This is a genomic window from Streptomyces sp. NPDC026206 (genome assembly GCF_040638465.1).
Classification (GTDB): domain Bacteria; phylum Actinomycetota; class Actinomycetes; order Streptomycetales; family Streptomycetaceae; genus Streptomyces.
The window spans coordinates 185024-207694 of sequence record NZ_JBEZYL010000001.1 but is presented as its reverse complement, the minus strand read 5'-3'; the positions used below and the strand labels follow the sequence as shown (position 1 = coordinate 207694).

The 22671-nt window shown below is 70.2% G+C and carries 22 protein-coding genes; 8 read left to right on the top strand and 14 right to left on the bottom strand.

Features of this window, described 5'->3' with window-relative positions:
* Window positions 1-10 precede the first annotated feature (10 nt).
* Entirely contained in the window at window positions 11-337 is a 327-nt protein-coding gene (locus AB0F13_RS00940) for a hypothetical protein (protein ID WP_362073021.1), read from the top strand.
* A 344-nt stretch (window positions 338-681) separates the two neighbouring features.
* Here AB0F13_RS00940 and AB0F13_RS00935 read toward each other — a convergent pair whose 3' ends face one another.
* The 3 genes from AB0F13_RS00935 to AB0F13_RS00925 all read right to left on the bottom strand — a co-directional run bounded on the left by AB0F13_RS00935 (window position 682) and on the right by AB0F13_RS00925 (window position 5301).
* Window positions 682-1284 (bottom strand): hypothetical protein, encoded by a 603-nt coding sequence (locus AB0F13_RS00935; protein WP_362073018.1) that lies wholly within the window; start codon window positions 1282-1284, stop codon window positions 682-684.
* 98 nt (window positions 1285-1382) lie between these two features.
* The gene (locus AB0F13_RS00930) at window positions 1383-3485 is read right to left on the bottom strand and encodes a glycosyltransferase (RefSeq protein WP_362073015.1); all 2103 of its coding nucleotides are present in this window, start codon (window positions 3483-3485) and stop codon (window positions 1383-1385) included.
* Window positions 3486-3666: 181 nt separating this feature from the next.
* Complete coding sequence (locus AB0F13_RS00925; protein ID WP_362073012.1) at window positions 3667-5301, bottom strand: glycoside hydrolase family 20 protein; 1635 nt, start codon at window positions 5299-5301, stop codon at window positions 3667-3669.
* A gap of 280 nt (window positions 5302-5581) precedes the next feature.
* On the opposite strand from AB0F13_RS00925, the gene sdhC reads away from it, so the two are divergent.
* Genes sdhC through AB0F13_RS00905 form a run of 4 tightly spaced genes read left to right on the top strand, consistent with a single transcriptional unit; the run spans window position 5582 to window position 8983 of the window.
* Window positions 5582-5962 carry a succinate dehydrogenase, cytochrome b556 subunit gene (gene sdhC, locus AB0F13_RS00920; protein WP_362073009.1) on the top strand — a complete coding sequence of 127 codons (381 nt, stop codon included), beginning with the start codon at window positions 5582-5584 and terminating at the stop codon, window positions 5960-5962.
* Window positions 5963-5970: 8 nt separating this feature from the next.
* Window positions 5971-6447: a succinate dehydrogenase hydrophobic membrane anchor subunit gene (locus tag AB0F13_RS00915; protein WP_362073006.1), complete on the top strand. Its 477-nt coding sequence runs from the start codon at window positions 5971-5973 to the stop codon at window positions 6445-6447.
* A gap of 20 nt (window positions 6448-6467) precedes the next feature.
* Complete coding sequence (sdhA, locus tag AB0F13_RS00910) at window positions 6468-8222, top strand: succinate dehydrogenase flavoprotein subunit (RefSeq protein ID WP_362073003.1); 1755 nt, start codon at window positions 6468-6470, stop codon at window positions 8220-8222.
* Window positions 8222-8983 (top strand): succinate dehydrogenase iron-sulfur subunit, encoded by a 762-nt coding sequence (locus AB0F13_RS00905; protein WP_362073000.1) that lies wholly within the window; start codon window positions 8222-8224, stop codon window positions 8981-8983. Before sdhA ends, AB0F13_RS00905 begins: the two co-directional genes overlap by 1 nt.
* Before the next feature lie 373 nt (window positions 8984-9356).
* On the opposite strand, the gene AB0F13_RS00900 is transcribed toward AB0F13_RS00905, so the two are convergent.
* Both AB0F13_RS00900 and AB0F13_RS00895 read right to left on the bottom strand, forming a co-directional pair.
* On the bottom strand, window positions 9357-9764 hold the full coding sequence (locus AB0F13_RS00900) for a hypothetical protein (protein ID WP_362072997.1): 408 nt from the start codon (window positions 9762-9764) through the stop codon (window positions 9357-9359).
* 243 nt (window positions 9765-10007) lie between these two features.
* Window positions 10008-10667, bottom strand: a complete 660-nt coding sequence (locus AB0F13_RS00895; protein WP_362072994.1) for a hypothetical protein — start codon at window positions 10665-10667, stop codon at window positions 10008-10010.
* A gap of 370 nt (window positions 10668-11037) precedes the next feature.
* Here AB0F13_RS00895 and AB0F13_RS00890 point away from each other — a divergent pair, with 370 nt between their 5' ends.
* Window positions 11038-11901, top strand: a complete 864-nt coding sequence (locus AB0F13_RS00890) for a hypothetical protein (RefSeq protein WP_362072991.1) — start codon at window positions 11038-11040, stop codon at window positions 11899-11901.
* Window positions 11902-12042: 141 nt separating this feature from the next.
* Here AB0F13_RS00890 and AB0F13_RS00885 read toward each other — a convergent pair whose 3' ends face one another.
* The 3 genes from AB0F13_RS00885 to AB0F13_RS00875 all read right to left on the bottom strand — a co-directional run bounded on the left by AB0F13_RS00885 (window position 12043) and on the right by AB0F13_RS00875 (window position 14944).
* Window positions 12043-12903, bottom strand: coding sequence for a class I SAM-dependent methyltransferase (locus AB0F13_RS00885; RefSeq protein WP_362072988.1), 861 nt, complete (start codon window positions 12901-12903; stop codon window positions 12043-12045).
* A gap of 64 nt (window positions 12904-12967) precedes the next feature.
* Complete coding sequence (locus AB0F13_RS00880) at window positions 12968-14545, bottom strand: ABC transporter substrate-binding protein (protein WP_362072985.1); 1578 nt, start codon at window positions 14543-14545, stop codon at window positions 12968-12970.
* 117 nt (window positions 14546-14662) lie between these two features.
* Window positions 14663-14944 (bottom strand): hypothetical protein, encoded by a 282-nt coding sequence (locus AB0F13_RS00875; protein WP_362072982.1) that lies wholly within the window; start codon window positions 14942-14944, stop codon window positions 14663-14665.
* Between the two features lie 196 nt (window positions 14945-15140).
* Between AB0F13_RS00875 and AB0F13_RS00870 the strand changes: the two genes are divergently transcribed.
* Window positions 15141-16370 (top strand): D-alanyl-D-alanine carboxypeptidase, encoded by a 1230-nt coding sequence (locus AB0F13_RS00870; protein WP_362072979.1) that lies wholly within the window; start codon window positions 15141-15143, stop codon window positions 16368-16370.
* Between the two features lie 18 nt (window positions 16371-16388).
* Here AB0F13_RS00870 and AB0F13_RS00865 read toward each other — a convergent pair whose 3' ends face one another.
* The 3 genes from AB0F13_RS00865 to trpS form a co-directional block, all read right to left on the bottom strand.
* Entirely contained in the window at window positions 16389-17261 is an 873-nt protein-coding gene (locus AB0F13_RS00865) for a YihY/virulence factor BrkB family protein (protein ID WP_362072976.1), read from the bottom strand.
* A 92-nt stretch (window positions 17262-17353) separates the two neighbouring features.
* A complete protein-coding gene (locus tag AB0F13_RS00860) occupies window positions 17354-17962 on the bottom strand; it encodes a 2'-5' RNA ligase family protein (protein WP_362072973.1) in 609 nt (202 codons plus the stop codon).
* A 142-nt stretch (window positions 17963-18104) separates the two neighbouring features.
* Entirely contained in the window at window positions 18105-19118 is a 1014-nt protein-coding gene (gene trpS / locus AB0F13_RS00855; protein ID WP_362072970.1) for a tryptophan--tRNA ligase, read from the bottom strand.
* A 101-nt stretch (window positions 19119-19219) separates the two neighbouring features.
* Here trpS and rocD point away from each other — a divergent pair, with 101 nt between their 5' ends.
* The gene (gene rocD, locus AB0F13_RS00850; RefSeq protein ID WP_362072967.1) at window positions 19220-20425 is read left to right on the top strand and encodes an ornithine--oxo-acid transaminase; all 1206 of its coding nucleotides are present in this window, start codon (window positions 19220-19222) and stop codon (window positions 20423-20425) included.
* Between the two features lie 78 nt (window positions 20426-20503).
* On the opposite strand, the gene AB0F13_RS00845 is transcribed toward rocD, so the two are convergent.
* The 3 genes from AB0F13_RS00845 to AB0F13_RS00835 form a co-directional block, all read right to left on the bottom strand.
* Complete coding sequence (locus AB0F13_RS00845) at window positions 20504-20782, bottom strand: hypothetical protein (RefSeq protein ID WP_362072964.1); 279 nt, start codon at window positions 20780-20782, stop codon at window positions 20504-20506.
* 173 nt (window positions 20783-20955) lie between these two features.
* Window positions 20956-22185, bottom strand: a complete 1230-nt coding sequence (locus tag AB0F13_RS00840; RefSeq protein ID WP_362072961.1) for a glutathionylspermidine synthase family protein — start codon at window positions 22183-22185, stop codon at window positions 20956-20958.
* Between the two features lie 12 nt (window positions 22186-22197).
* Window positions 22198-22548 (bottom strand): hypothetical protein, encoded by a 351-nt coding sequence (locus AB0F13_RS00835; protein WP_362072958.1) that lies wholly within the window; start codon window positions 22546-22548, stop codon window positions 22198-22200.
* Window positions 22549-22671: the final 123 nt, after the last annotated feature.

Below are 22671 nucleotides of genomic sequence, written 5' to 3'. Positions count from 1 at the left end.
GAGTCAGCTCATGAACCGTCGACTGAGCACGTTCCGTCAGCGCGTGGCCGTCGGGGTGGCCACCGTGGCCGTGAGTGCGGTGGGCCTGGCGATAGGCCCCGCCGCTCCCGCGCACGCCGTCTGTGCCGCGGTGGAGGTGAGCTCCAACTCGGGCAAGTTCTGTGTCGTCCCGACGCCGCAGGGGACGCCAGTCTCGGCATCGGGGGACACCACCGTGAAGAACAACACCGCGGTCCCCGTGAAAGCGAAGGCTGACACCGGAGCTGAAGTCACTGTCCCTCCCGGCGGCAATGACGTCCTGAATGTCCACGGGAACGCAATCGTCAAGGTGGGTTGACGGTTCGCGACGGTGGCGGTGGCCCGGCACCGTCGCGTGGTCCTTCCGCCAGGTAGCCCCTGATCGCCACTGGCCCGCCGGTCTCACGGCCGGCGGGCCGGCACGCGTTCTCCGGTTACCACCTCCCCCACACCATTCCCGTGGGCGTCCTGCTGGCGCGCCAGCCGGTTGGACACATGACCAACGCGTGACCAACAGCCGTCAGAAGCAGGCAGAAACAGCAGGTCACAGGCCGAACCGGAACCGAGCAGAAACCCTCTGACCAGGCTGCAAAACGCCTGGTCATAGGGTACTCAGCTGACTAGTCCGGCCGGGGGTGGCGGCTCCGGCCGTCCTTCCGTCCGTCAGCGCCCGGCGAGCCGCCGCTCCACCACGCCGAGCCGTGCCAGCAGTTCCTCGAAGAGGTCCTCCACCAGCGGCTCGGGGTCGGCGGCCAGCACCTGCGCCAGCTCCGCCGCGTCCGCCGTGTGCCCGGCCGCAGCCGCCCATGCCGCGCAGTGCGCGGCGGCCTCCCGCGGGGTGGGGAAGAGTTCGTCGAGGCCGAGTCCGGTGTCGGCCATGTACTGGGCCAGCGGCGTCCGCCCGAGGCACGCCGACCAGCTCGCGCCCCCGGGGTGCGCCCCGGCGACGATGGCGCAGTCGCTCTCCATGACGTACGCGGCCAGGGCCGGTGCGCCCGTCTCGCAGGCCAGCGCGCGCACCTGCGCGTCCATGGCGCCGGCCGGCTCCGGTCCGCTCGGGCGGTCCCGGTGGGGCGGGCACTGCGGGAAACACAGGCAGTGCAGGTGTTCCTGATAGTCCGGATAGTCCGGGTGTCTCCACAGTTGCCAGCCACCGGCGAAGGCCCGGGCCGGCACGAGGTGTTCGCGGCTCGCGGCGAGGACCGGGAACTCGGTGAGTGCCCGGTCGCCACCGCGGCCGAGGAGTAAGTAGCCCCAGAAGCCCATGAGCGTTCTCCCTCTGTCTGCTTCTGTCCGCGAAACAAACGGCTCTGGGACTTACAGCGCGGTGGGCGCCCCCTACGTCACACCGACAACACTCCGCATCAGGCGTCGTCGCCGGTCGCGTCCTTCACAGTGATCGTCAGGTCGTTGGTGACCGTGAAGTACGGCCGCAGCCGCACGTCGCCGCGGGTCGCGGCCGGGAAGGTGTCGACGCCCTTGCGGTCGGCGAGGTCGCCGGCGATCCGTCCGGCCCGCACCAGTACGGCGCCGGCCGCCGGGCGCACGTACACGTCCCACAGGTCCTGCTCGCCCTCGCCCACGCGGCGGCTCATCGGCCCGTACGGCAGGCAGCCGGCGCCGTCCTCGACCGGCGCCCGCACATCGCCCACCGAGCCGTCGGCACCCCGCAGCCGGGCGACGAGCTCTGCGCCCTCGCCCAGGCCGGTACCGGACAGCGCGAGGGAGACGGTCACCCCGTCGTCCCCCACCCGTACGTCCGTCGCCTCGGCATGCTGCGGCCGCAGCCAGGTCCGTACGGCGAGGAAGCCGTCGCTCGTCCCGTACGGCACCCACGCCGCACTGCCCTTGGCGGTCCGCTGCAGGGGAAGGCCCAGCAGCGCCTTCTGTTCGACGAGCGCGGCGCGCAGCCGGCGCCGGGACTTGTCGCCGGAGCGCTCGACGTAGGTGTCCCAGCGCCCTTCCGACAGGGTGTGCGCGGTCCGCTCGACGCGGGCCTCCACCCACGCCCCCGGCTCACGGCCGTCGGCCGGCAGCGGCACCCGGACCGCCTCCTTGCCCTTGCTGCCCCGGTGCCGCAGCAGCACGTGCGTGTCGGCGCCGGTCAGCTGCCCGGCCGGCAGGCGCACGAGCAGCGAACCGTCGCCGTCGACCGCGCACCGCGCCTGCGGGTGGTCGATGTCACCCTGCGGCCGCGGGCCGGCCGGCTGCTGCCTGCGCCCGCCGCCGAACAGGCCGCGCAGCAGGCCGCCCTTCTTCGGCCGGCCGGTGGCCGTGGTGGCGGTGGTGCAGCCCGGCCGCAGCTCCTCGAACAGCTGCTCGTAGCGCTGGGCGATGACGGACGGTTCGTACCGGTGGGCGGCCGTCCGCGCGGCGGCACCCAGCCGGGCGCGCAGCCCCTCGTCCCCGGTCAGCTTCAGCAGGGCCTCGGCGTAGGCGCCGACGGCGTCGTGCTCGTCCGCCTCCGGGCCGGCCAGCGGCACCAGCAGGCCGTCGGTGCCGTCCGTGAGGATCTCGCGGGGTCCGTACGGGCAGTCGGTGGCGACGACCGGCAGGCCTGCGTGCATGGCCTCGACGATGGTCATGCCGAAGGACTCGGCGTCGGAGGCCACGGCGGCGACGGCGCCCTTCGACCACTCGGTCTCGATGGGCGAGCGGGCGCCCATGAGCGTGATCCGCTCGTAGAGGCCCAGCTCCTCGATCTGCTTGCGCAGCCTGGCCTTCGCGGGGCCGCGCCCGTAGATCCGCAGGTTCCAGCCGGGGCGCTCGGCGGCGATCCGGGCGAACGCGGCGATGAGGCGGTCGTAGCGCTTGACGCCGACGAGGCGGCCGGCCGAGACGATGGTCCTCGACGTCCCGTCGGAGGGCTCGGCGGCCGGGGCGGGAACGGCGTTGGGGACGCAGAGGATGCGGGTCCTCGCGTCCGGCAGCGCCTCGCGGTAGTGCCGGGCGTCGGCCTCGGAGACGGTGGCGAACGCGTCGAGGGCGGCGATGGCCGGGTCCATCACGGCGTGCAGCTCCGCCACGTGCGCCTCGTGCGTGAGGTGCTCCTGGCCCAGGCGCAGGTAGGGGCGGCCCGCGCCGTACTCGGCGAGGTAGCCGATGAGCTTGGGCCGGGTGGCGACGACGACGTCCGCGTCGGTCGCGGCGAGGTGGGCGGCGACGCGCTCGTCGGTGAGGGCGGTGGCGGCCATCAGACCGTTGTCGATGCGCTCGTCGCGGAAGATCTCGCTGGGCCGCTGGTTGAGCGGGGAGACGTACTCCTCGCTCTCGGCGCCCTCGCGGAAGTCGAGCAGGTGGGTCAGGCGCACCCGCGGATCGATGGTCAGCTCCGGCTCGTCCACCGGGCGGTTCACGCTGACGATCCGTACGTCGTGCCGCTCGGCGAGGGCGGCGGCGAGGTTGACGGTGGAGCGGATGGTGCCGCCGATGCCGTAGGCGTTGTGCAGCAGGAATTCGATCTTCATCGGGCCCTCGTTACGGGTGCGCGTGCTTGCGGCGAGGGTACCGGGGGCTCGGCCTCCGGGTACCCCGGTCCTCAATCGCCGGACGGGCTGATTCGTTGCCCCGGACCGGGGGGAAATCCAGCCCGTCCGGCGATTGAGGACACCGCGCGCAGCGCGGTCCGGGTCCGGGGCGGAGCCCCGGTCAGCGGTGCACCCGGCCCGCCAGGGCCGTGAAGTCCTGCCACGGGATCTGCGGGACCCTCGGGTCCCACAGGCGTTGGGCGACCGCGGCCAGCGGGAGGCGGATGCCTGCCGCGACCTGGTCCGCGGTCTGTGCGCCGGGGCGGTCGCACCAGACCGCGAGGCGCCCGCCGGGGATGCGGTCCGGGCCCGACGGGCCCTTCGGTACGGGCCTGGTGCCGCGCAGCACCGCGGGCGACCACTGGCGGTAGATGCGCTCGCCGGTCGGGTACGTGAACTGGTTGGGCTGGCCCAGCACGTAGTAGAGGAATTCGTCGTTGAGGTTGACCAGCGTGCGTCCCTCGTTCAGGTACTCCTGGGGCGGGCGGGCGCCGATCTCCTTGCCGGTCCAGTACTCGACTTCGATGGATTTGTCCGGCTTGACGACACCACCCGTGAAGAGGCCGTCGTTCCATGCCTTGGGGGTCCTGCCGAGGCTCCGCACGACCGTCGCCCGGTCGTTGAGCCAGCCCGTCGCCAGGTCCTGGACCCCCGCCCGGTTCCCGTACTTCCGGCGGGCCAGCTCGGCCAGGCGCGGGTAGGAGCTCTGGGGGTTCCTGACCATCAGCGCGCGGTATTCGTCGGCGCCGAGGTGGAAGTAGGGGCCGGGGAAGAGGGGGGCGTATTCGCGGATGAGGTCGTCGACGATGCGGGCGGACTCGGGGTTGGCGACGTCGACGGCGCCCCTGGCGACGGTCCCTGAGGCGTCGCGCAGCTGGAGGGCGGGGTGGGCGTTCATGACCGCGCCCAGGTGGCCCGGCGAGTCGATCTCGGGGACGACGGTGATGTGCAGGGCGGAGGCCAGGTCGACGATGCGGCGGATCTCGGCCTTGGTGAGGTGCTGCGGGGAGACGACCTCCGGGTGCGAGGAGCTCTCGATGCGGAAGCCCTGGTCGTCGGAGAAGTGCAGCCCGAGCTGGTTGAGCTTGAGGTCGGCCATCTCGCGCAGCCGCCCCTCGATCCAGCCGGCGGGGAAGTGCTTGCGGGCGATGTCGAGGTTGAGGCCGCGCTGCGGGCGGTCCGGGGCGTCGCGCAGCACCCCTTCGGGGAGCCCGCCACCGGTGCGCACGGCCTGGACCACAGTGCGGGTGCCGTAGAAGACGCCCGCCTCGTCGGGGGCGGTGATGGTGACCTTGCGGCCCTGGGTGGTCAGCTCGTAGGACTCCCGGCCGCCGCTCTGGCCGGGATTCAGCGCCAGCTCGATGTCACCGGCCCGGGCGGGGCCTTCGGCGAAGGGAAGCCTGAGCTCGCCGGCGAGCCGGCGGCCCTCGTCGGCCAGCGGGCCGCCCAGGGCGGCCACCACCCGGGCGCCGGGCACCGGGCGCCAGCCGGGGCCGCCCCGCGCGGCGTACGCCCGTACGGCCGGGACGGTGCGCGGCAGGCCGGCCGGCACGGGCTGCGGGGGCGGGGGTGCGGGGGCCGCCGGGGCGGTCGTCGCGGACGGCGAGGCCTGGGGAGAGCGCGAGTCGTCGCGGGCCGGGCGGTCGGCCGAACCGTCCCGGGGGCAGCCCATGAGGGTCATGGTCGCGAGGAGGGCAAAACTCGCCACGGTCCCCCGGACGACCGACGCGCGGGAGAGCCTGACAGAGCGTCCCATGGAGCAAACCTCCTATGTGGTGCTTTGTGGCGAAGATATTGCTTTTCGTCCGTAGTGCGGTGACTCGCGCCTCGGACACGCCGGGGCGTTTCAGACAACTCGGTCACCGGTTGCCGGAGGGCCTAGGCCGTACGTGCCTCTTTGATCACACCTGACATACCCCGGGGGACCGAACCGACAGAGCGTCGCTACGATGGCCAGGGCCGGTGGACCGTACCCGGCCGGGCCCGACCGACAGAGAAGCCGGCAGGCCCCAATCCCCGCTCCCGGAGGGTTTTCCGTGCCGGCTGGAACGCTGTACCGCGGCCGGGAAGGCATGTGGTCCTGGGTGGCTCATCGAGTCACCGGCGTCCTCATTTTCTTCTTCCTGTTCGTGCACGTCCTCGACACCGCTCTCGTCCGCGTCTCTCCCGAGGCGTACGACCAGGTCGTCGCGACGTACAAGACACCGATCGTCGCCCTGATGGAGTACGGCCTGGTCGCCGCCATCCTCTTCCACGCGCTCAACGGCCTGCGGGTCATCGCGGTGGACTTCTGGTCCAAGGGCCCGCGCTACCAGAAGCAGATGCTCTGGTCCGTCGTGGGCGTCTGGGTCCTCCTGATGATCGGGGCGCTCTACCCCGTACTCGGGCACGCCGTACGCGAACTGTTCGGGAGCTGAGACGCGAGATGTCCGCTGAAACCACCCCCGCCGTGAGCGACATGTCCGACGTGTCCCTGTACGACGTCGACAATCCCGCCCCGCTCATCGAGGCACCCCGCAAGCGCACCAAGAAGACCCCGAAGTCGACGCGCACCAATTTCGAGCTGTACGGCTGGCTGTTCATGCGGCTGTCCGGCATCGTGCTGGTCGTCCTGGTCCTCGGCCACCTGCTGATCCAGCTCGTGCTGGACGGCGGCGTCAGCAAGGTCGGCTTCGCCTTCGTGGCCGGCCGCTGGGCCTCGCCGTTCTGGCAGGCCTGGGACCTCATCATGCTGTGGCTCGCGATGCTGCACGGTGCGAACGGCCTCCGCACGGTCATCAACGACTACGCGGAGCGGGACAACACCCGCTTCTGGCTGAAGATGCTGCTGTACACCGCCACGGTGTTCACCGTCCTGCTGGGCACGCTGGTGATCTTCACCTTCGACCCGAACATCCGCTAGAGCCCGGGGCTGACGCGACCATGAAGATCCACAAGTACGACACCGTCATCGTCGGCGCCGGTGGCGCCGGCATGCGCGCGGCCATCGAGGCGACCAAGCGCAGCCGCACCGCGGTGCTCACCAAGCTCTACCCGACCCGCTCCCACACCGGCGCCGCTCAGGGCGGCATGGCCGCCGCCCTCGCGAACGTCGAGGAGGACAACTGGGAGTGGCACACCTTCGACACGATCAAGGGCGGCGACTACCTGGTCGACCAGGACGCCGCCGAGATCCTGGCGAAGGAGGCCATCGACGCGGTCCTCGACCTCGAGAAGATGGGCCTGCCGTTCAACCGCACCCCGGACGGCACGATCGACCAGCGCCGCTTCGGCGGTCACAGCCGCAACCACGGTGAGGCCCCGGTCCGCCGGTCCTGCTACGCCGCGGACCGCACCGGCCACATGATCCTCCAGACGCTGTACCAGAACTGCGTCAAGGAGGGCGTGGAGTTCTTCAACGAGTTCTACGTCCTGGACCAGCTGATCACCGAGGTCGACGGCGTCAAGCAGTCCGCCGGTGTGGTCGCCTACGAGCTGGCCACCGGCGAGATCCACGTCTTCCAGGCGAAGGCCGTCATCTACGCCTCCGGCGGCACCGGCAAGTTCTTCAAGGTGACCTCCAACGCGCACACCCTCACGGGTGACGGCCAGGCGGCCTGCTACCGCCGCGGCCTGCCGCTGGAGGACATGGAGTTCTTCCAGTTCCACCCGACGGGCATCTGGCGCATGGGCATCCTGCTGACGGAGGGCGCCCGCGGTGAGGGCGGCATCCTCCGCAACAAGGACGGCGAGCGCTTCATGGAGAAGTACGCGCCCGTCATGAAGGACCTCGCCTCGCGTGACGTCGTCTCGCGCTCCATCTACACGGAGATCCGCGAGGGCCGTGGCTGCGGTCCCGAGGGCGACCACGTCTTCCTCGACCTGACCCACCTGCCGCCGGAGCAGCTGGACGCCAAGCTCCCGGACATCACCGAGTTCGCGCGGACGTACCTGGGTATCGAGCCCTACACGGACCCGATCCCGATCCAGCCCACCGCGCACTACGCCATGGGCGGCATCCCCACCAACGTCCAGGGCGAGGTGCTGGCCGACAACGACACCGTCGTCCCGGGCCTGTACGCCGCCGGCGAGGTCGCCTGCGTGTCGGTGCACGGCGCCAACCGCCTGGGCACCAACTCGCTGCTCGACATCAACGTCTTCGGCAAGCGGGCCGGTATCGCCGCCGCGGAGTACTCCGCGAAGGCCGACTTCGTCGAGCTGCCGGAGAACCCGGCCGCGTTCGTCGCCGAGCAGGTCGAGCGGCTGCGGGACGCCACCGGCACCGAGCGGGTCGCGGAGATCCGCAAGGAGCTGCAGGAGACCATGGACGCCAACGTCATGGTCTTCCGCACCGAGCAGACCATCAAGACGGCCGTCGAGAAGATCGCCGAGCTGCGTGAGCGCTACAAGAACGTGTCCGTCCAGGACAAGGGCAAGCGCTTCAACACGGACCTCCTGGAGGCCATCGAGCTGGGCAACCTGCTCGACCTGGCCGAGGTGATGGCCGTGTCCGCGCTGGCGCGCAAGGAGTCGCGCGGTGGTCACTACCGCGAGGACTACCCCAACCGCGACGACGTCAACTTCATGCGCCACACCATGGCGTACCGAGAGGTCGACGCGGACGGCAAGGACTCGATCCGCCTCGACTACAAGCCGGTCGTCCAGACCCGCTACCAGCCGATGGAGCGTAAGTACTGATGGCTACCCCGACTCTCGAGAAGACCGGGACCGAGGCGGCGGACGCTTCGCCGTACATCACGGTCACCTTCCGGGTCCGCCGGTTCGACCCGGAGGTCTCGGCCGAGGCCACCTGGCAGGACTTCCAGGTGGAGATCGACCCGAAGGAGCGCGTACTCGACGCCCTCCACAAGATCAAGTGGGACCTGGACGGCTCGCTGACCTTCCGGCGCTCCTGCGCGCACGGCATCTGCGGCTCCGACGCGATGCGCATCAACGGCCGCAACCGGCTGGCGTGCAAGACGCTGATCAAGGACATCAACCCCGCCAAGCCGATCACGGTGGAGCCCATCAAGGGCCTCACGGTCCTGAAGGACCTCGTGGTCGACATGGAGCCGTTCTTCCAGGCGTACCGCGACGTCATGCCCTTCCTGATCACCAAGGGCAACGAGCCGACGCGTGAGCGCCTGCAGTCCGCCGAGGACCGCGAGCGCTTCGACGACACCACCAAGTGCATCCTGTGCGCCGCGTGCACGTCCTCGTGCCCGGTGTTCTGGAACGACGGCCAGTACTTCGGCCCGGCGGCGATCGTCAACGCGCACCGCTTCATCTTCGACTCGCGCGACGAGGCGGGCGAGCAGCGCCTGGAGATCCTGAACGACAAGGACGGCGTCTGGCGCTGCCGCACGACGTTCAACTGCACCGACGCGTGCCCGCGTGGCATCGAGGTCACCAAGGCGATCCAGGAGGTGAAGCGAGCGCTCATCACGCGCCGCTTCTGACCTCCGGTCCGGTTCGCATGGCCGAGGGCCCGTTTTCCACTCACCGAGGTGGAGAGCGGGCCCTCGGCCGTTCAGAGCCGGCCGGTCACAGCTGCCGGGTCACAGCTGGCTGGTGATGGCCGGGGCGGTGATCTCCGTGTCCCGGGCGGGCATCATCGCGCGCAGCCCGCACTGGGGCAGCTCGCGCGTCGCGGGCGGACAGGAGTCGTTCACGCGCAGGCGCAGCCCTCCGCACCCACGAGGGCACACAAGTCACCTCGCCCCACGCGGCTGAGAACGACGCACGACCCGGGCGGTCACCAACCCATCAGACGCGCCCCAGGGCTGTTCATGACCCCACGGTCACGAGCACGTTGTCAGCCGAAGAGGCTATCTATGACGGCTTGCCGCCGCCGAGGATACCGCCGACTCCACCGACGGTACCGCCGACTCCACTGACGGTACCGCCGAGGCTGCCGACCGTATTGCCGACGCCCTTGACAGCGTTGGCGCCACCGACGGGAGGGACGCTACCGGCGGGATTGGTGAGGCCCTTGGGGTCGACACCGACCTTAGGGAGGCTACCGACGCCGTTGCCGGTGAGGGCCTTGGCGTCGACACCGACCTTAGGCAGGGTGTTGACGGTACTGCTGACGCCCCTGACGGCGTCGACGCCACCGACGGTTGCGAGCTTAGGCGGCGGAGGCGGGTCTGCCTGAGCGGGAGTAGCCAGCACGATGCTTCCCAACGCAGGAAGGGCACTTGCCGCAATGATGGCGATGAACCCGCGAACACGGTTCATGGCATGCCTCCCAAAGGTGTGCGCGTGTTGGCGCATGGGGCGAGTTGACTGGCAGCATTCCCCACCCATAGTCCGCGCACCGCACCGCAAGGGGCGTCCGGAAGGCTCCCCCGAGCGCACGAGAAGCACTGTGAGCCCCCAACAGTTTGACTGCCGGATCACCGCCTCAGCCGTTGCTGCCGAAGGACATCAAGCCGGGCCAGCACTGTACGGGACCTGCCGGACACTGCCCAGGGGAAGAGGTCAGGCGTCAGGGTTCTTACCTGCGGCGACCTTCTTGATCCGCTCGACCTGAAGCCTGGCGAGTTTCGTGAGTTCGTCGGTGAGGTCGATCTTGTCGCTGCTTCGCACCTCGGCCTCAACGACGACGCCACCGACTCGCATCATCGTCAGAGTGCCGTAGGAGTGACGGAAGGAGTCAGCCTCGTCAGCTCCTGAGTTCACCTTCACGTCGGTGACATCGCCTGAGGCATGTCCGCGCACCGCGGTGTGCAGCGCTTTGGAGGCCACCTTCGCGTTCTCCGGGTTGTCGAACGCGTACATCTCGAACTCCGCGAAGACGGCTCCCCGGCCTTCCATGTCCCGAATGAACTTCCTGTGACCTCTGGCCATCACCCCAGTGCAGGCCGTCCCCGATTTCTTCCGGCATGCGCCCGCTGCCTCAGCGCTGTCAGCCTTGGGCGTGCTCGTCAGCCGCCAGTTCCCACCAAGGCTGACCGGGCTGGGCACCGCCTGACTCACTTGCTGGGTACTGCTGAGCAGGGGTGCGGACTTCAGCCCGCCCTGAGCTGTTCCCCCGGGGATGTCCTCACCGTAGCCACCGCCGTCATCTCCGCCTCCACAGGCGGTCAGCGCCGTCGTCAGCACCGCACACACTGCGGCCCCCCGCAGCCACTTGGCCACGTCCGGCTCCTTCCCATCGACCTTGCTCGTGCGTACACAGCGTTGGGCCGAGGACCTGGGGCTCATGGCCGAGGATCCGGGTCGGGCTCGGGGTCGGCGAGGCTGTGCAACGTCGAGACATTCGCTGATGAAGTTAAGCCCCTGGCGCGCGGGTCGCGAGGTGATCCGAGGACGCTCGAATGTTTCTCTCCGCGGTGGCAGACTGTGCTGGTCATCAGCAGTGAGTGGCCGACGGGCAGTGACGTTGATAGCGATCTCGATGGGCGCTGACGCCTTGGCGTCCACCCGCTTCGTGGTGTCACCGCTCATGCAAGCAGCTGCCGCACTGCACCCCGTGGCCGCCCCGGATGCGGGCCTCCACGCCGGTCCCATGCCACACGACGTCGGTCGATTCCTCGCCATGCGCGAGCAACGCCTGATCCCTGCACTGCGCGCGCAGATCGGCTCTTACACGCCGGACTTCATGACGCCCGGTACCCCACCCGGAGCGATGCCTGACATCGGTGCGGAACTGCACCGTGTCGCCACCACACGGGCCGAGGTCGTGGGCCGACAGATGTGCCGGCTTTTCGAGACAGCGCAGGTGCCCGACGGCGGTGCCGGCGCCGAAAGCCGCCTCGCCCCTGTCTGGCCCGGGTTGCGCGCACGAGCCGAGGCCGACATCGAACAACGAGCAATGGCCTGCGCCACGGCCGGTCTTGCCCAGGCCCTCGGCTCACTGCACCCGACCGTCACGTACCGGTCAGCCACCCTGGTCCTCGCCGATCGCAGACAGATCAGCACGACCACCAGCAAGGGCGTCACGCTGTTCCCCTCAAGCCTGGCAGCGAGCTGGCTGCTGAGTGTGGACCCATGGGACGAGCGCGGGCCCTACCTGATCTACCCGGCCCGCCCCGAGCCCGTCGAAACCACTCGGGCCGACGGACCGCACACCGCCCGACCCCGGGAAAAATCACTCGCCGACATCATCGGCCCTTCACGTCTCTCCCTGCTGCACGACCTGGAAACACCCAGAACCACGACGGAACTTGCTCACCGCCACTTCATGAGCACCTCCACGGCCTCCTACCATCTCGTCCGCCTGCACCGCGCCGGCTTTCTGACGCGAACCCGCGAAGCACACCGTGTCTACTACCGGCGCACCTCCCAGGCCGACCGACTGTTTCACTCTGCTGCCGAACCCCGGGACGACGTGCAGGACACGGGTACAACCATCGCTGTGGTCTCGGCGTGAAAGAGTGCGTCGTCGGCTGTTTCGTGCTGTGGGGGCGCATCGGTAGCAGCTCTGCCCGTGAGCGTTGCCCCGCGGCCGCACCCGGAACTCGGCACCAGTGGTAATGGTCATGCGACCCGTCGGACACGCCCTAAAACAGCCCTAAAACGCGTAGCGCAGGATCCGCCCCATGTCCCGCACGCCCGGTGTGCGGGACATGGCCCGGAAGGCCACCCGCCCCAGGGGCGGCAGCCCGCGTACGCCCGGCAGGTCGACGCCCCGCAGCACGTCGAGGCAGCACAGCTCCGGGTGCCAGCTCTCCAGCTCGTACGGATCGTCGATGCCCCAGTACAGCGTCGCCCCCGCGTGCCGGACGGGTGTCACCAGCTTCTGCAGCCTGATGCCGAGAGTGCTGAAGCTGTCGAAGAGCAGCTGGCCGCTGGGAAAGCGGCCCGCGATCCTCTGGACGAGCCGCTTGCCGTCGTCCTTGCGCAGATACATCGACAGGCCCTCGAAGACGGCCACGGTCGGCCGGTCGGCGGGCACTTCGCCGAGCCACGCGCTGTCCGTGACCGAGGCGGAAACAGCCCGGTAGTCGCCGCCCGTGGGGCGCGGCAGCAGCCGCTCGCGCAGAGCGATGACTTCGGGCAGGTCGACGTCCATCCAGCGCACGGTCGGCGGCGGGGCGATCCGGTGGACCCTGCTGTCCAGCCCGGCCGCCAGGTGCAGCACCGTGGCCGACCACCCGTGACCGGCCAGGAACTCGACGGTCCAGTCGTCCAGCTGCTTGGCCCGCAGTGCGACGCCGCCCGCGTCGGTCCTCCCGATCCCCGTCCGGCGGAAGTCGTAGTCGATCCGCCGCACCGTCTCGACGGCCACGCGGTCACCGAGGACGGGGTGCGGGGAAAGGCAGTCCAGCGCCCTGCCGTACAGCGTGGCGAGCATGGTCTCCTGAGCGCCGTGCAGACGGATCTTCTCGCGGTCCATGCGGTCCATGCGGTCCATGTCCCCAGCGGACACCATGGGAGGGGTCATCGGCCAGTGGGCGGGGCCGATCCGGTGGAGGCCACGGGTGCGGCCCGCCTCCTCAGATCCGCCCCAGCATCCACAGCCGCCAGATGCCCGTGCCGTCCGAGAGGTACTGCGTCCCGGAGATCGCGGCCGTGCTGAGGACGTAGTCCTTCTTCTGCCACAGCGGGACCATCGGGACGTCCTCGGCGACGATCTTCTGGATGCTGCGGATCTCGTCGGCCACCAGGCCGCGCCGCGGGTTCTGCTGGGTCGCCCGGATGAGCTCCTCCACACGGGAGCTGGAGTAGCCGGAGTGGAAGGCGTTGCCTGCGCCGACCAGCGGGCTGGTGAAGGTGTCGGGGTCGGGGAAGTCGGCGACCCAGCTGACGCAGTAGGCGTCGTAGGCGCCCCGGGCGTAGCCCTCCTGGAACTCCTGCCAGGCGACCTTCCGCGTGGTCACCCGGAACAGCCCCGTCGCCTCCAGTTGCTTCTTCAGCAGCGCCGCCTCCTGCTCCGTCACCGCGCCCTGCGAGTAGGCGAGTCCGAAGTCGACCGGGACCGCCACTCCGGCCTTCTGCAGCAGCTGCCTCGCCCGCTCCGGGTCCGGCTTCGGGTAGGCGTCGAAGAAGGACGTGGCGTGGCCTGTGAGGCCCTGCGGGATGAGGGAGTACAGCGGCTCGACCGTGCGCAGGTGGACGTCCCGGGCGATCGCCTGGCGGTCGATGACGGCGGCCATCGCCCGGCGCACGGCCGGCGGCTGCACGGGGGAGCCCTCGCGGAGGTTGAAGACCAGGAAGCGGGTGTTGGCGGCCGCGTTCTCGTGCACCCTGACGGCGGAGTCGGACGAGGACAGGCCGGCCACGTCGGCGGGCGGCATCTGCCGGGCGGCCACCTCGACGGACCTGCGCTTCCAGGCCTGGCTCATCCGGTCCGGGTCGGCGAAGTAGCGCACCGTCACATCGGCGCCGACCTTCTTCACGGCGCCCGTGTAGTGCTCGTTGCGCTCCAGCCCGGCGCTCGCGCCGGGCTGGTAGTCCTTGAGGACGTACGGGCCGGAGCCGTCCGCCTCGTTGCCCCGGCGGAGCCGGTCGGCGGGGTAGAGCCGGCTGTCGACGACCGATCCCGCACCCGTGGCGATCTTCAGCGGGAAGGTGGCGTCCGGCACCTTCAGCCGGAAGGTCACCGTCGTCCCGTCGGCGGAGGCCTCCACCGACCGCAGGGTCTCCAGCAGTGAGCCCGGGCCCTGCGGGGACTTGATCCGCACGATGCGGTCGAAGGAGAACTTCACGTCCTTCGCCGTCAGCGCGTGCCCGTTGGCGAACCTCAGGCCCGGGCGCAGTTCGCACGTGTACGTGCGTAAGTCGTCGCCCCGGAAGCCGCAGCGGCGCGCCGCGTCCGGCACCGGGGTGGCGGAGCCGGGGCCGAAGGTCAGCAGTGACTGATAGACGTTGCCGTACAGCGCCCAGGAGCCCGCGTCGTACGCGCCCGCCGGGTCGAGCGTGCTGACCGTGTCGGTCGTCCCCACGCTGACCGGCCGGCCGTCGTCGCCGTCCCCCGCCGTGAGCCGGCAGCCGCCGGAACCCACCGCCAGCAGCACCGCGGCCACCGCCGGCAGCGTCCGCCGCACCGCACCCCGTAATTGGACACCACGCATCCCCCGCGCCCCTCCCGCCCAGTGATGCGCATCACCGTAAACACGCGAACGTGCGTACGTCCCGGGAATCGGCCAAGTGATCGTCGGCCCTCCGCGGACGGGCGGGGACTTGTCCCTTTATGAGGTACGACGCAACGCCCGCACGCCACGCAACCCGATGAGCCCGACAGCCGTCCCCAGGAGAAACGAGGTCACCGCGAGCAGCAGATGCACCCAGAAGTACGCGGTGGGGGAACCCGTGTCGTCGAAGGCCAGTCCGCTGCCGTCCTTCCATAGATTTTTCACGAAAGTGACCCAGATGACCCAGCTCCAGGCGCCGAAGGCGAGCAGGAACCACGACACGGGACGCGAGAGGGTCGCGGGGGTTCGGGGAGCTGCTTCCCCGGAAGACTTCACCATGGGTTTCAGTATGCGTTTCGCCTCTCGCACTGGTCCTATCGGGTCCTCGACGGGCGCCCGCCGTGAGGCACCGTCAACGTTCACAGCGCGTAGAGGTACGTTCACCAGCGTGCCGACGACGACATCACACCCCCCGCGGTACTCCGCGCACCGCGCGCGCTACTCCGCAACGCGCCGAGGACGCCGCTCAGCGACCTTGCTGGCGGCCGGCGCCTCGCTGCTGCTGCCGCTGGCGACCGCCGCACCGGCCCTCGCCGCACCGCCCTCCCCCGCCGCGACCCCGGCCGCCGACGGCAAGGGCAAACCGCCGAAGCAACCGCCCGCCAAGATGTCCACGGTGGGCGGCGACCTGCTGGGCAAACCCGGCGTCCAGGTCCGGCTGGGCCCGGGCGCGCCGGCGCTGCCCAGGGACCTCAGCGGCAATTCCTGGCTTGTCGCGGACGCCGAGACGGGCGACATCCTGGCCTCGAACAACGCGCACTGGCAGCTGCCGCCCGCGTCCACCCTGAAGATGCTCTTCGCCGACACCGTGCTGCCGAAGTTCCCCGGGAACCAGCAGCACAAGGTGCGCTCCTCCGATCTGGAGGGCATGGGCGAGGGCAGCAGCCAGGTCGGGATGAAGGAGGGCCTGAGCTACTCCGTCCACGACATGTGGATGGGCGTCTTCCTGAAGTCGGGCAACGACGCGGTGCACGTGCTGTCCGCGATGAACGGCGGCGTCGCACAGACCGTCAGGGACATGCAGTCCCACGCCGACGCGCTGCAGGCGCGCGACACCCACGTGATCACCCCTGACGGCTACGACGCCGAGGAGCAGGTCTCCAGCGCCTACGACCTCACGCTGTTCGCGCGCTCCGGACTGCAGAAGGCGGACTTCCGCAAGTACTGCTCGACGGCGCGGACGCAGTTCCCGGACGAGGACCACCCGGGAAAGACCAAGGAGATCGTCAACACCAACCGTCTCCTGACCGGCCAGGGCGTGCCCGCGTACAAGGGCATGGCGGGCGTGAAGAACGGTTCGACGACCAACGCCGGCAACACCTTCACCGGCGTCGCCCAGCACGACGGCAAGAAGCTGCTGGTCACGGTCATGAACCCGGAGATCAAGGAGCCCTACCAGGTCTACAAGGAGAGCCAGAAGCTCCTGGACTGGGGCTTCGAGGCGGCCGGCCACGTCAAGCCGGTCGGCGTGCTCGTGCCGCCGGCGGGCGGGACGAACAAGCCGGGCGGGCTCTCCGGCGGCGGCAACGCCGGCAGGAACGGCCAGGCGTCGGTGACGGGCGGCGGCGACGGCATGTGGACGGCGGTCGGGCTGACCGGCGGGGCGCTGGCCCTGCTGGCGGTGGCCGGATACGTGGTCAACCGCCGGCATCCGCTGCCGCAGCGGGGGCAGCGGGTGGACCGCCGCCGCCCCAAGGACGACTGACCGCTCACGACTGACCGCTCACGACTGACCGTGTCGCGTGGGCGGCGCCTCCTTCGCACCGGGGGTGGCCGTCCACGCGGCGCAGAAGAGCGTCAGCTTCGCCGTGAAGTTGATCCACAGCAGCAGCGCGATCGGCGTTCCGAACGCGCCGTACATGCTCTTCGCCGCCACGCCCCGCAGATAGCCGCTCAGTACCAGCTTGAGTACTTCGAACCCGACCGCCCCTGTCAGCGCGGCGACGACGAGCCTGCGGCGCTCCGGCCAGACGCCGGGCAGCCGCGAGAGGACGTAGAGCAGCATCAGGAAGTCGGCGAGGACGGCGATGCAGAAGCCCGCCGCCGTCAGCAGCTCGCCGACCCCGTCCAGCCCGGTCTTGCCGACGACCCAGCCCACGGCCGCCGAGGCGAACGCCGAGCAGCCGGCCGACAGCAGCGCGACCCCGCCCAGGCCCATCAGCACCGCCGCGTCCTTGAGCTTGAGCAGGAAGATGTTGCCGGGGTCCTCCTCCACCTCCCACACCGCGCGCAGGCACTCACGCAGCGAGCCGACCCAGCTGATGCCGGTGAACAGCAGCAGTGCGCCTGCCACGATGCCGACGGTGCCCGCGTTGTCGGCGAAGCCGCGCAGGTCGAAGCTGCCGGAGATGCCGGGCAGCTGCTCGCTGATCCGCTTCTCCAGCTCCCCTGTCTGCTGCTCGGTGAGCAGGGCGGCCGCGACCGCCGCGCCGAGGGTCAGCAGGGGGAAGAGCGCGACGAAGCTGGTGAAGGTGATCGCGGCGGCCAGGCGGGTCCACTTCACCCGGTCGAGGGTCTCGTAGGAGCGCCAGGCGTGCGTGCGCATCGCTTTGACGGTCAAGGGTCCGATCAGCGGCACCCGGGTCAGCCAGTCCATGCGAGACGTCTACCCGTATTTCCCGCCCGTCCGGCGCGTGGGGGCCGGGGGTGCGGGGGCGCGGGGGCGGAGCGCCCGGTTACGGGACCCGGTTACGGGAAGGGGCGGGCCAGCGGGGAGAAGCCGCTCTGCCGCGGCACGCCGGGCGCCTGCTCAGGCGGCGGCGCCTCCGTCACGTCCGTCCCAAAAGGGAAATCGCGCTCCAGCCGCCACACCTCGTCGGGCCCCTGCTCATACAGCGCGAACCCATTGATCATCCACGAGGCCTCGTAGTCCGCGAGCTCCGCGAAGGCCCGGTCCATGGCCTCCTCGGCGATGCCGTGGGCCACGGTGACGTGCGGGTGGTAGGGGAACTGCAGCTCGCGGGCCACGGGCCCGGAGGCGTCCCGTACGCGCTTCTGCAGCCAGGCGCAGGAGGACGAGCCCTCGACGACGTTGACGAAGACGACGGGCGACAGGGGCCGGAACGTGCCGGTGCCGCACAGGCGCATCCGGAAGGGCCTGCCGGTCGCGGCGACCTCGGCCAGGTGACGCTCGATGGCGGGCAGTGACGAGGCGTCCGCCTCGGTGGGCGGCAGCAGGGTGACGTGCGTGGGAATGCCGTGGGCGTGCGGGTCGCCGAAGCTCTCGCGGCGCTTCTGGAGGAAGCTGCCGTACGGCTCCGGGACCGCGATCGAAACGCCGAGCGTTACGGTCCCCACTGCGTTCTCCCTCCTGTGCGCCTGTACGTCCCCGTGGTCAGTGTGACGGCTGCGCCGCACCCGCTGCCAGGTCACCTGGTCCCCTGTGCCCGGGACCATGGGCCCGACGTGCGCGGACGCATCCGAACCGTATCCGGATGGCTCAGTGCTTCGCAGGCAGGAAGCCCACCTTGTCGTACGCACGGGCCAGCGTCCCGGCGGCGACGGCGCGGGCCTTCCCGGCGCCCTTGGCCAGGACCGAGTCCAGCGTCGCGGGATCGTCCAGGTATTCCTGCGTCCGGGCGCGGAAGGGGGTGACCCACTCCACCATGATCTCGGCCAGGTCGGTCTTCAGCGCGCCGTAGCCCTTGCCCTCGTACTTCTGCTCCAGCTCGGCGACGGTGGTGCCGGTGAGCGTGGCGTAGATGGTGAGGAGGTTGCTGACGCCCGGCTTCTTCTCGGCGTCGAAGCGGATGACCGTGTCGGTGTCGGTGACCGCGCTCTTGATCTTCTTCGCCGAGACCTTGGGCTCGTCGAGGAGGTTGACCAGGCCCTTGGGGTTCGCCGTCGACTTGCTCATCTTCGCCGTCGGGTCCTGCAGGTCGTAGATCTTCGCCGTCTCGCGGACGATGTGCGCCGAGGGAAGGGTGAACGTGTCGCCGAAGCGGCCGTTGAAGCGCTCGGCGAGGTCACGCGTCAGCTCGATGTGCTGGCGCTGGTCCTCGCCCACCGGCACCGCGTTCGCCTGGTAGAGGAGGATGTCGGCGACCTGGAGGACGGGGTAGGTGAAGAGGCCGACCGTGGTCGCGCCCGCGCCCTGCTTGGCCGACTTGTCCTTGAACTGCGTCATCCGGGACGCCTCGCCGAACCCCGTGAGGCAGTTCATCACCCAGGCGAGCTGCGCGTGCTCGGGCACGTGGCTCTGGACGAACAGGGTGCAGCGGTCCGGGTCCAGGCCTGCGGCCAGCAGCTGTGCGGCCGCGATGCGGGTGTTGGCGCGCAGCTTCTCCGGGTCCTGCGGCACTGTGATCGCGTGCAGGTCGACGACCATGTAGAAGGCGTCGTGACTCTCCTGCAGGGCCACGTACTGACGGACGGCACCGAGGTAGTTCCCGAGGTGGAACGAGCCTGCGGTGGGCTGGATACCGGAGAGAGCGCGCGGACGATCAAGGGCCATGCACACATTCTCTCAGGTGCGGAACCGGACTCGGGCCTACGGTGCGGGGCCGGGGTGTAGAAAGGCGTCAGCAGCATGCCCCGACACGAACGGAGCACACGTTGACCGCCACGGAACGCAGCATTTCCGCCGCCGAAGAGCACAGCGCGCACAACTACCACCCGCTTCCGGTCGTGGTGGCGACCGGGCAGGGCGCATGGCTGACCGATGTCGAGGGGCGCCGCTATCTCGACATGCTCGCCGGGTACTCGGCGCTGAACTTCGGCCACGGCAACCTCCGGCTGATCAACGCGGCCAAGCAGCAGCTGGACCGGGTGACCCTCACCTCGCGCGCCTTCCACCACGACCGCTTCGCGGAGTTCTGCGGCGCGCTGTCGCAGCTGTGCGGCATGGAGATGGTGCTGCCGATGAACACCGGTGCGGAGGCGGTCGAGACGGCCGTGAAGACCGCTCGTAAGTGGGGTTATCGCGTCAAGGGCGTGCCGGACGGCCGGGCGAGGATCGTGGTGGCCGACAACAACTTCCACGGCCGGACGACGACGATCATCAGCTTCTCCACCGACCAGGAGGCGCGCGCGGACTTCGGCCCGTACACCCCCGGCTTCGAGATCGTCCCCTACGGCGACCTGGCGGCTATGGAGGCCGCTGTCGACGACGACACGGTGGCCGTGCTGCTGGAGCCGATCCAGGGCGAGGCGGGCGTCCTCGTGCCTCCGCCGGGCTACCTGGCGGGGGTCCGGCGGCTGACCAGCGAGCGGAACGTCCTCTTCATCGCCGATGAGATCCAGTCCGGCCTGGGCCGCACGGGCCGGACCTTCGCCTGTGAGCACGAGGGCGTCGTCCCCGACATGTACGTACTGGGCAAGGCCCTGGGCGGCGGGGTGGTGCCGGTGTCGGCGGTGGTCTCCTCCCGCGACGTCCTGGGCGTCTACCGCCCCGGCGAGCACGGCTCCACCTTCGGGGGCAACCCGCTGGCGTGCGCGGTGGCCCTGGAGGTCATCGCGATCCTGCGCTCCGGCGAGTACCAGGAGCGGGCCACCGAACTGGGCGAGCACCTCCACCACGAACTGGGCCTGATGGCCGGTTCGGGGGCGGTGGCGGCGGTCCGCGGCCGGGGCCTGTGGGCGGGCGTCGACATCGCGCCCGAGCACGGCACGGGCCGCGAGATCTCGGAGCGGCTGATGGCGCGCGGGGTGCTGGTCAAGGACACCCACGGCTCGACGATCCGCATCGCCCCGCCGCTGGTCATCAGCAAGGAGGACCTGAACTGGGGCCTGGACCAGCTGCGGGCGGTCCTGAGCGGCTGATCGAGGCCCGAACGGGCACCGCCCGCCCCGTCGGGCGTCCGGGGACGCGCACGGGGCGGGCGGTGCCGGTGGCCGGGATCAGCCCCAGGGCTTCGACGCGGTCTCGTCGGCCTTGATGCACTGGTTGAGCCTGTGCTGGAGCGCGTCCGCCTGCGCGTTGGCGCGGCGGGCCGCCTCGGGCTCGCCCAGCTGCTTCAGCTTCGCGGCCTTCTGGCGCAGCGCGGCGATGTCGTGGCGCATCGCGCCGGTGTTGCAGGTGACCGTGGCCGCGGAGGCCGTCTGCGCCGGGAGGGCGGTGAACACGACCCCTCCGGCCAGCGCGGCGGTCAGGGCGAGTGCGGAAATGCTTCGACGCATGTGTCTCTCCAGGTTCCGGGCCGTTCACGGCCCGTTGACGCGAGAATCCGTCGACCGACGTCGGTTACGCAACGTCGCCGACACCACGGAGGGTAACGGTTTGTCAGATTCCGGAGGACCGGCAAGTCGGGCAGAGACCGCGAAAACCGGCCACCAAATCCCCGTGTTCTGCGTCACGTTGACCTGGAGAGTCGTACCGGAGCGCCCGGTTCCAGAATGACGTGCGGGACGAACCGCGCGTGCTCGTCCGTGACGAGCCCGGCCGACTCCCGGATGCCCAGACCCGCCGCCTCGCCCTCGACCACCCACGCGCCGAGCACGACGTGGTTGCCGTCGAAGTCCGGCAGCGGGGCGAGCTCCTGGTAGCAGCAGGGCTCGTTCCGTACGGCGGGCGCATCCCCGGCGGGGTGCAGGGTGACGCCCGCGCCCTCGCGGCCGAGCAGGGGCTTGGCGACGTAGCCGGTCGTACGGGCCAGCTCGCGCGGGCCGTCGAGGTAGGCGGGCAGCAGGTTCGGGTGGCCGGGGTACAGCTCCCACAGGATCGCCAGCAGCGCCTTGTTGGACAGCAGCATCTTCCACGCGGGCTCGATCCACAGCGTGGAGCCGGTACCGCCGCCGTTGTCGAGCGTCTCCAGGGCCCGTGGCCCGAAATCGTCGGTGACCAGCCACTCCCACGGATACAGCTTGAAGCACGCCCGGATGAACCGGAGCTTCTTGTCGACGAAGCGGCCCGAGAGAGCGTCCCAGCCGATGTCCTCCATCGAGATGACCTCGGTGGCGAGCCCCGCCTGTTCGGCGGTCTCACGCAGATACGCCACCGTCATCAGGTCCTCGCCCAGCTCGTCGGCGGCGGAGTGGGCGAAGTGGACGGGCGCGCCGGGCGGCAGGAGCGCCGCCTGGCGCTTCCAGGCGTCGACGAGACGCTCATGGAGGGAATTCCACTGATCGGCGCGGGGGACGTCCGCGAAGCGCTCCTCCATCCAGAACCACTGCGGGCTCGCGGCCTCCACGAGGGAGGTGGGGGTGTCGGCGTTGTACTCCAGCATCTTCGCCGGGCCGGTGCCGTCGTAGCGCAGGTCGAAACGCCCGTAGAGCGAGGGAAGTTCGTCGCGCCGCCGCCACGACTCGGTGATCAGGGCGGCGAGGTGGGGGTCGGTGATGCCGAGGTCGGCGAAGCGGTCGCGCACGACGATGTGCTCGGCCGCGGCCAGGCACATGGCGTGCAGCTCCTCGACGACCTCTTCGAGGGCCTCGATCTCGGAGAGGGAGAAGGAGTAGTACGCGCTCTCGTCCCAGTACGGGCGCAGCGAGCCGTCCGGATAGCGGGAGAGCGGGTAGACGAGCCCCTGCTCCTCGACGGTCTCCTGCCAGCCGGGGCGGGGCGTGGTGCGGTGGCGCTGCATCGTTCCGGGCCCTCAGCCGCCGCTCGAACCGGAGTGCCCGGACGAGGAGGAGCAGCCGAAGCCTCCGCGCGTGACGGCCTTGCTCTTGTCGAACGTGCCGGTGTTCGCGTGGGTGCCGGAATTACCGGAATTACCGGAGTTGTAGTACCAGGTGCCGTTACCGGATGTTCCGCCGGAGCTGTTCTTTTTGGAGCAGGCCTTGGAGTCGAGGACCTTGTAGCCCTTGCCCGCCTCGTAGCTGTTGCGGTCGACGCAACGCTTGTCCGGCTCGGACCCGCAGGAGGTCAGGGCGGTGGCAAGCACACCCATTCCCCCCAATATGACCGTGCTGGACCGCAAACGCTTTCGCGCTTTCTTTTCCATCCGCGACGCCCCCGTCATGTTCGAAAGTTCGTACACCCTAAACCGGGGCGGCAGGGGTCGACGCGTGAGGGGGTGCCGGGCCGGCGCGGCCGGGGTCACAGGCGGACGCGATGGGGCGACCGG

What these genes read in the sequence shown, in the direction of transcription:
- AB0F13_RS00935 (WP_362073018.1), bottom strand. Translation starts at nt 1,284, where the DNA reads ATGGGCTTCTGGGGCTACTTACTCCTCGGCCGCGGTGGCGACCGGGCA.
- AB0F13_RS00875 (WP_362072982.1), bottom strand. Translation starts at nt 14,944, where the DNA reads ATGGTGAAGTCTTCCGGGGAAGCAGCTCCCCGAACCCCCGCGACCCTC.
- AB0F13_RS00840 (WP_362072961.1), bottom strand. Translation starts at nt 22,185, where the DNA reads ATGCAGCGCCACCGCACCACGCCCCGCCCCGGCTGGCAGGAGACCGTC.
- trpS (WP_362072970.1), bottom strand. Translation starts at nt 19,118, where the DNA reads ATGGCCCTTGATCGTCCGCGCGCTCTCTCCGGTATCCAGCCCACCGCA.
- AB0F13_RS00885 (WP_362072988.1), bottom strand. Translation starts at nt 12,903, where the DNA reads ATGGTGTCCGCTGGGGACATGGACCGCATGGACCGCATGGACCGCGAG.
- AB0F13_RS00930 (WP_362073015.1), bottom strand. Translation starts at nt 3,485, where the DNA reads ATGAAGATCGAATTCCTGCTGCACAACGCCTACGGCATCGGCGGCACC.
- AB0F13_RS00925 (WP_362073012.1), bottom strand. Translation starts at nt 5,301, where the DNA reads ATGGGACGCTCTGTCAGGCTCTCCCGCGCGTCGGTCGTCCGGGGGACC.
- AB0F13_RS00880 (WP_362072985.1), bottom strand. Translation starts at nt 14,545, where the DNA reads ATGCGTGGTGTCCAATTACGGGGTGCGGTGCGGCGGACGCTGCCGGCG.
- AB0F13_RS00835 (WP_362072958.1), bottom strand. Translation starts at nt 22,548, where the DNA reads ATGGAAAAGAAAGCGCGAAAGCGTTTGCGGTCCAGCACGGTCATATTG.
- AB0F13_RS00905 (WP_362073000.1), top strand. Translation starts at nt 8,222, where the DNA reads ATGGCTACCCCGACTCTCGAGAAGACCGGGACCGAGGCGGCGGACGCT.
- sdhA (WP_362073003.1), top strand. Translation starts at nt 6,468, where the DNA reads ATGAAGATCCACAAGTACGACACCGTCATCGTCGGCGCCGGTGGCGCC.
- AB0F13_RS00890 (WP_362072991.1), top strand. Translation starts at nt 11,038, where the DNA reads ATGCCACACGACGTCGGTCGATTCCTCGCCATGCGCGAGCAACGCCTG.
- AB0F13_RS00915 (WP_362073006.1), top strand. Translation starts at nt 5,971, where the DNA reads ATGTCCGCTGAAACCACCCCCGCCGTGAGCGACATGTCCGACGTGTCC.
- AB0F13_RS00865 (WP_362072976.1), bottom strand. Translation starts at nt 17,261, where the DNA reads ATGGACTGGCTGACCCGGGTGCCGCTGATCGGACCCTTGACCGTCAAA.
- AB0F13_RS00940 (WP_362073021.1), top strand. Translation starts at nt 11, where the DNA reads ATGAACCGTCGACTGAGCACGTTCCGTCAGCGCGTGGCCGTCGGGGTG.
- AB0F13_RS00900 (WP_362072997.1), bottom strand. Translation starts at nt 9,764, where the DNA reads ATGAACCGTGTTCGCGGGTTCATCGCCATCATTGCGGCAAGTGCCCTT.
- AB0F13_RS00845 (WP_362072964.1), bottom strand. Translation starts at nt 20,782, where the DNA reads ATGCGTCGAAGCATTTCCGCACTCGCCCTGACCGCCGCGCTGGCCGGA.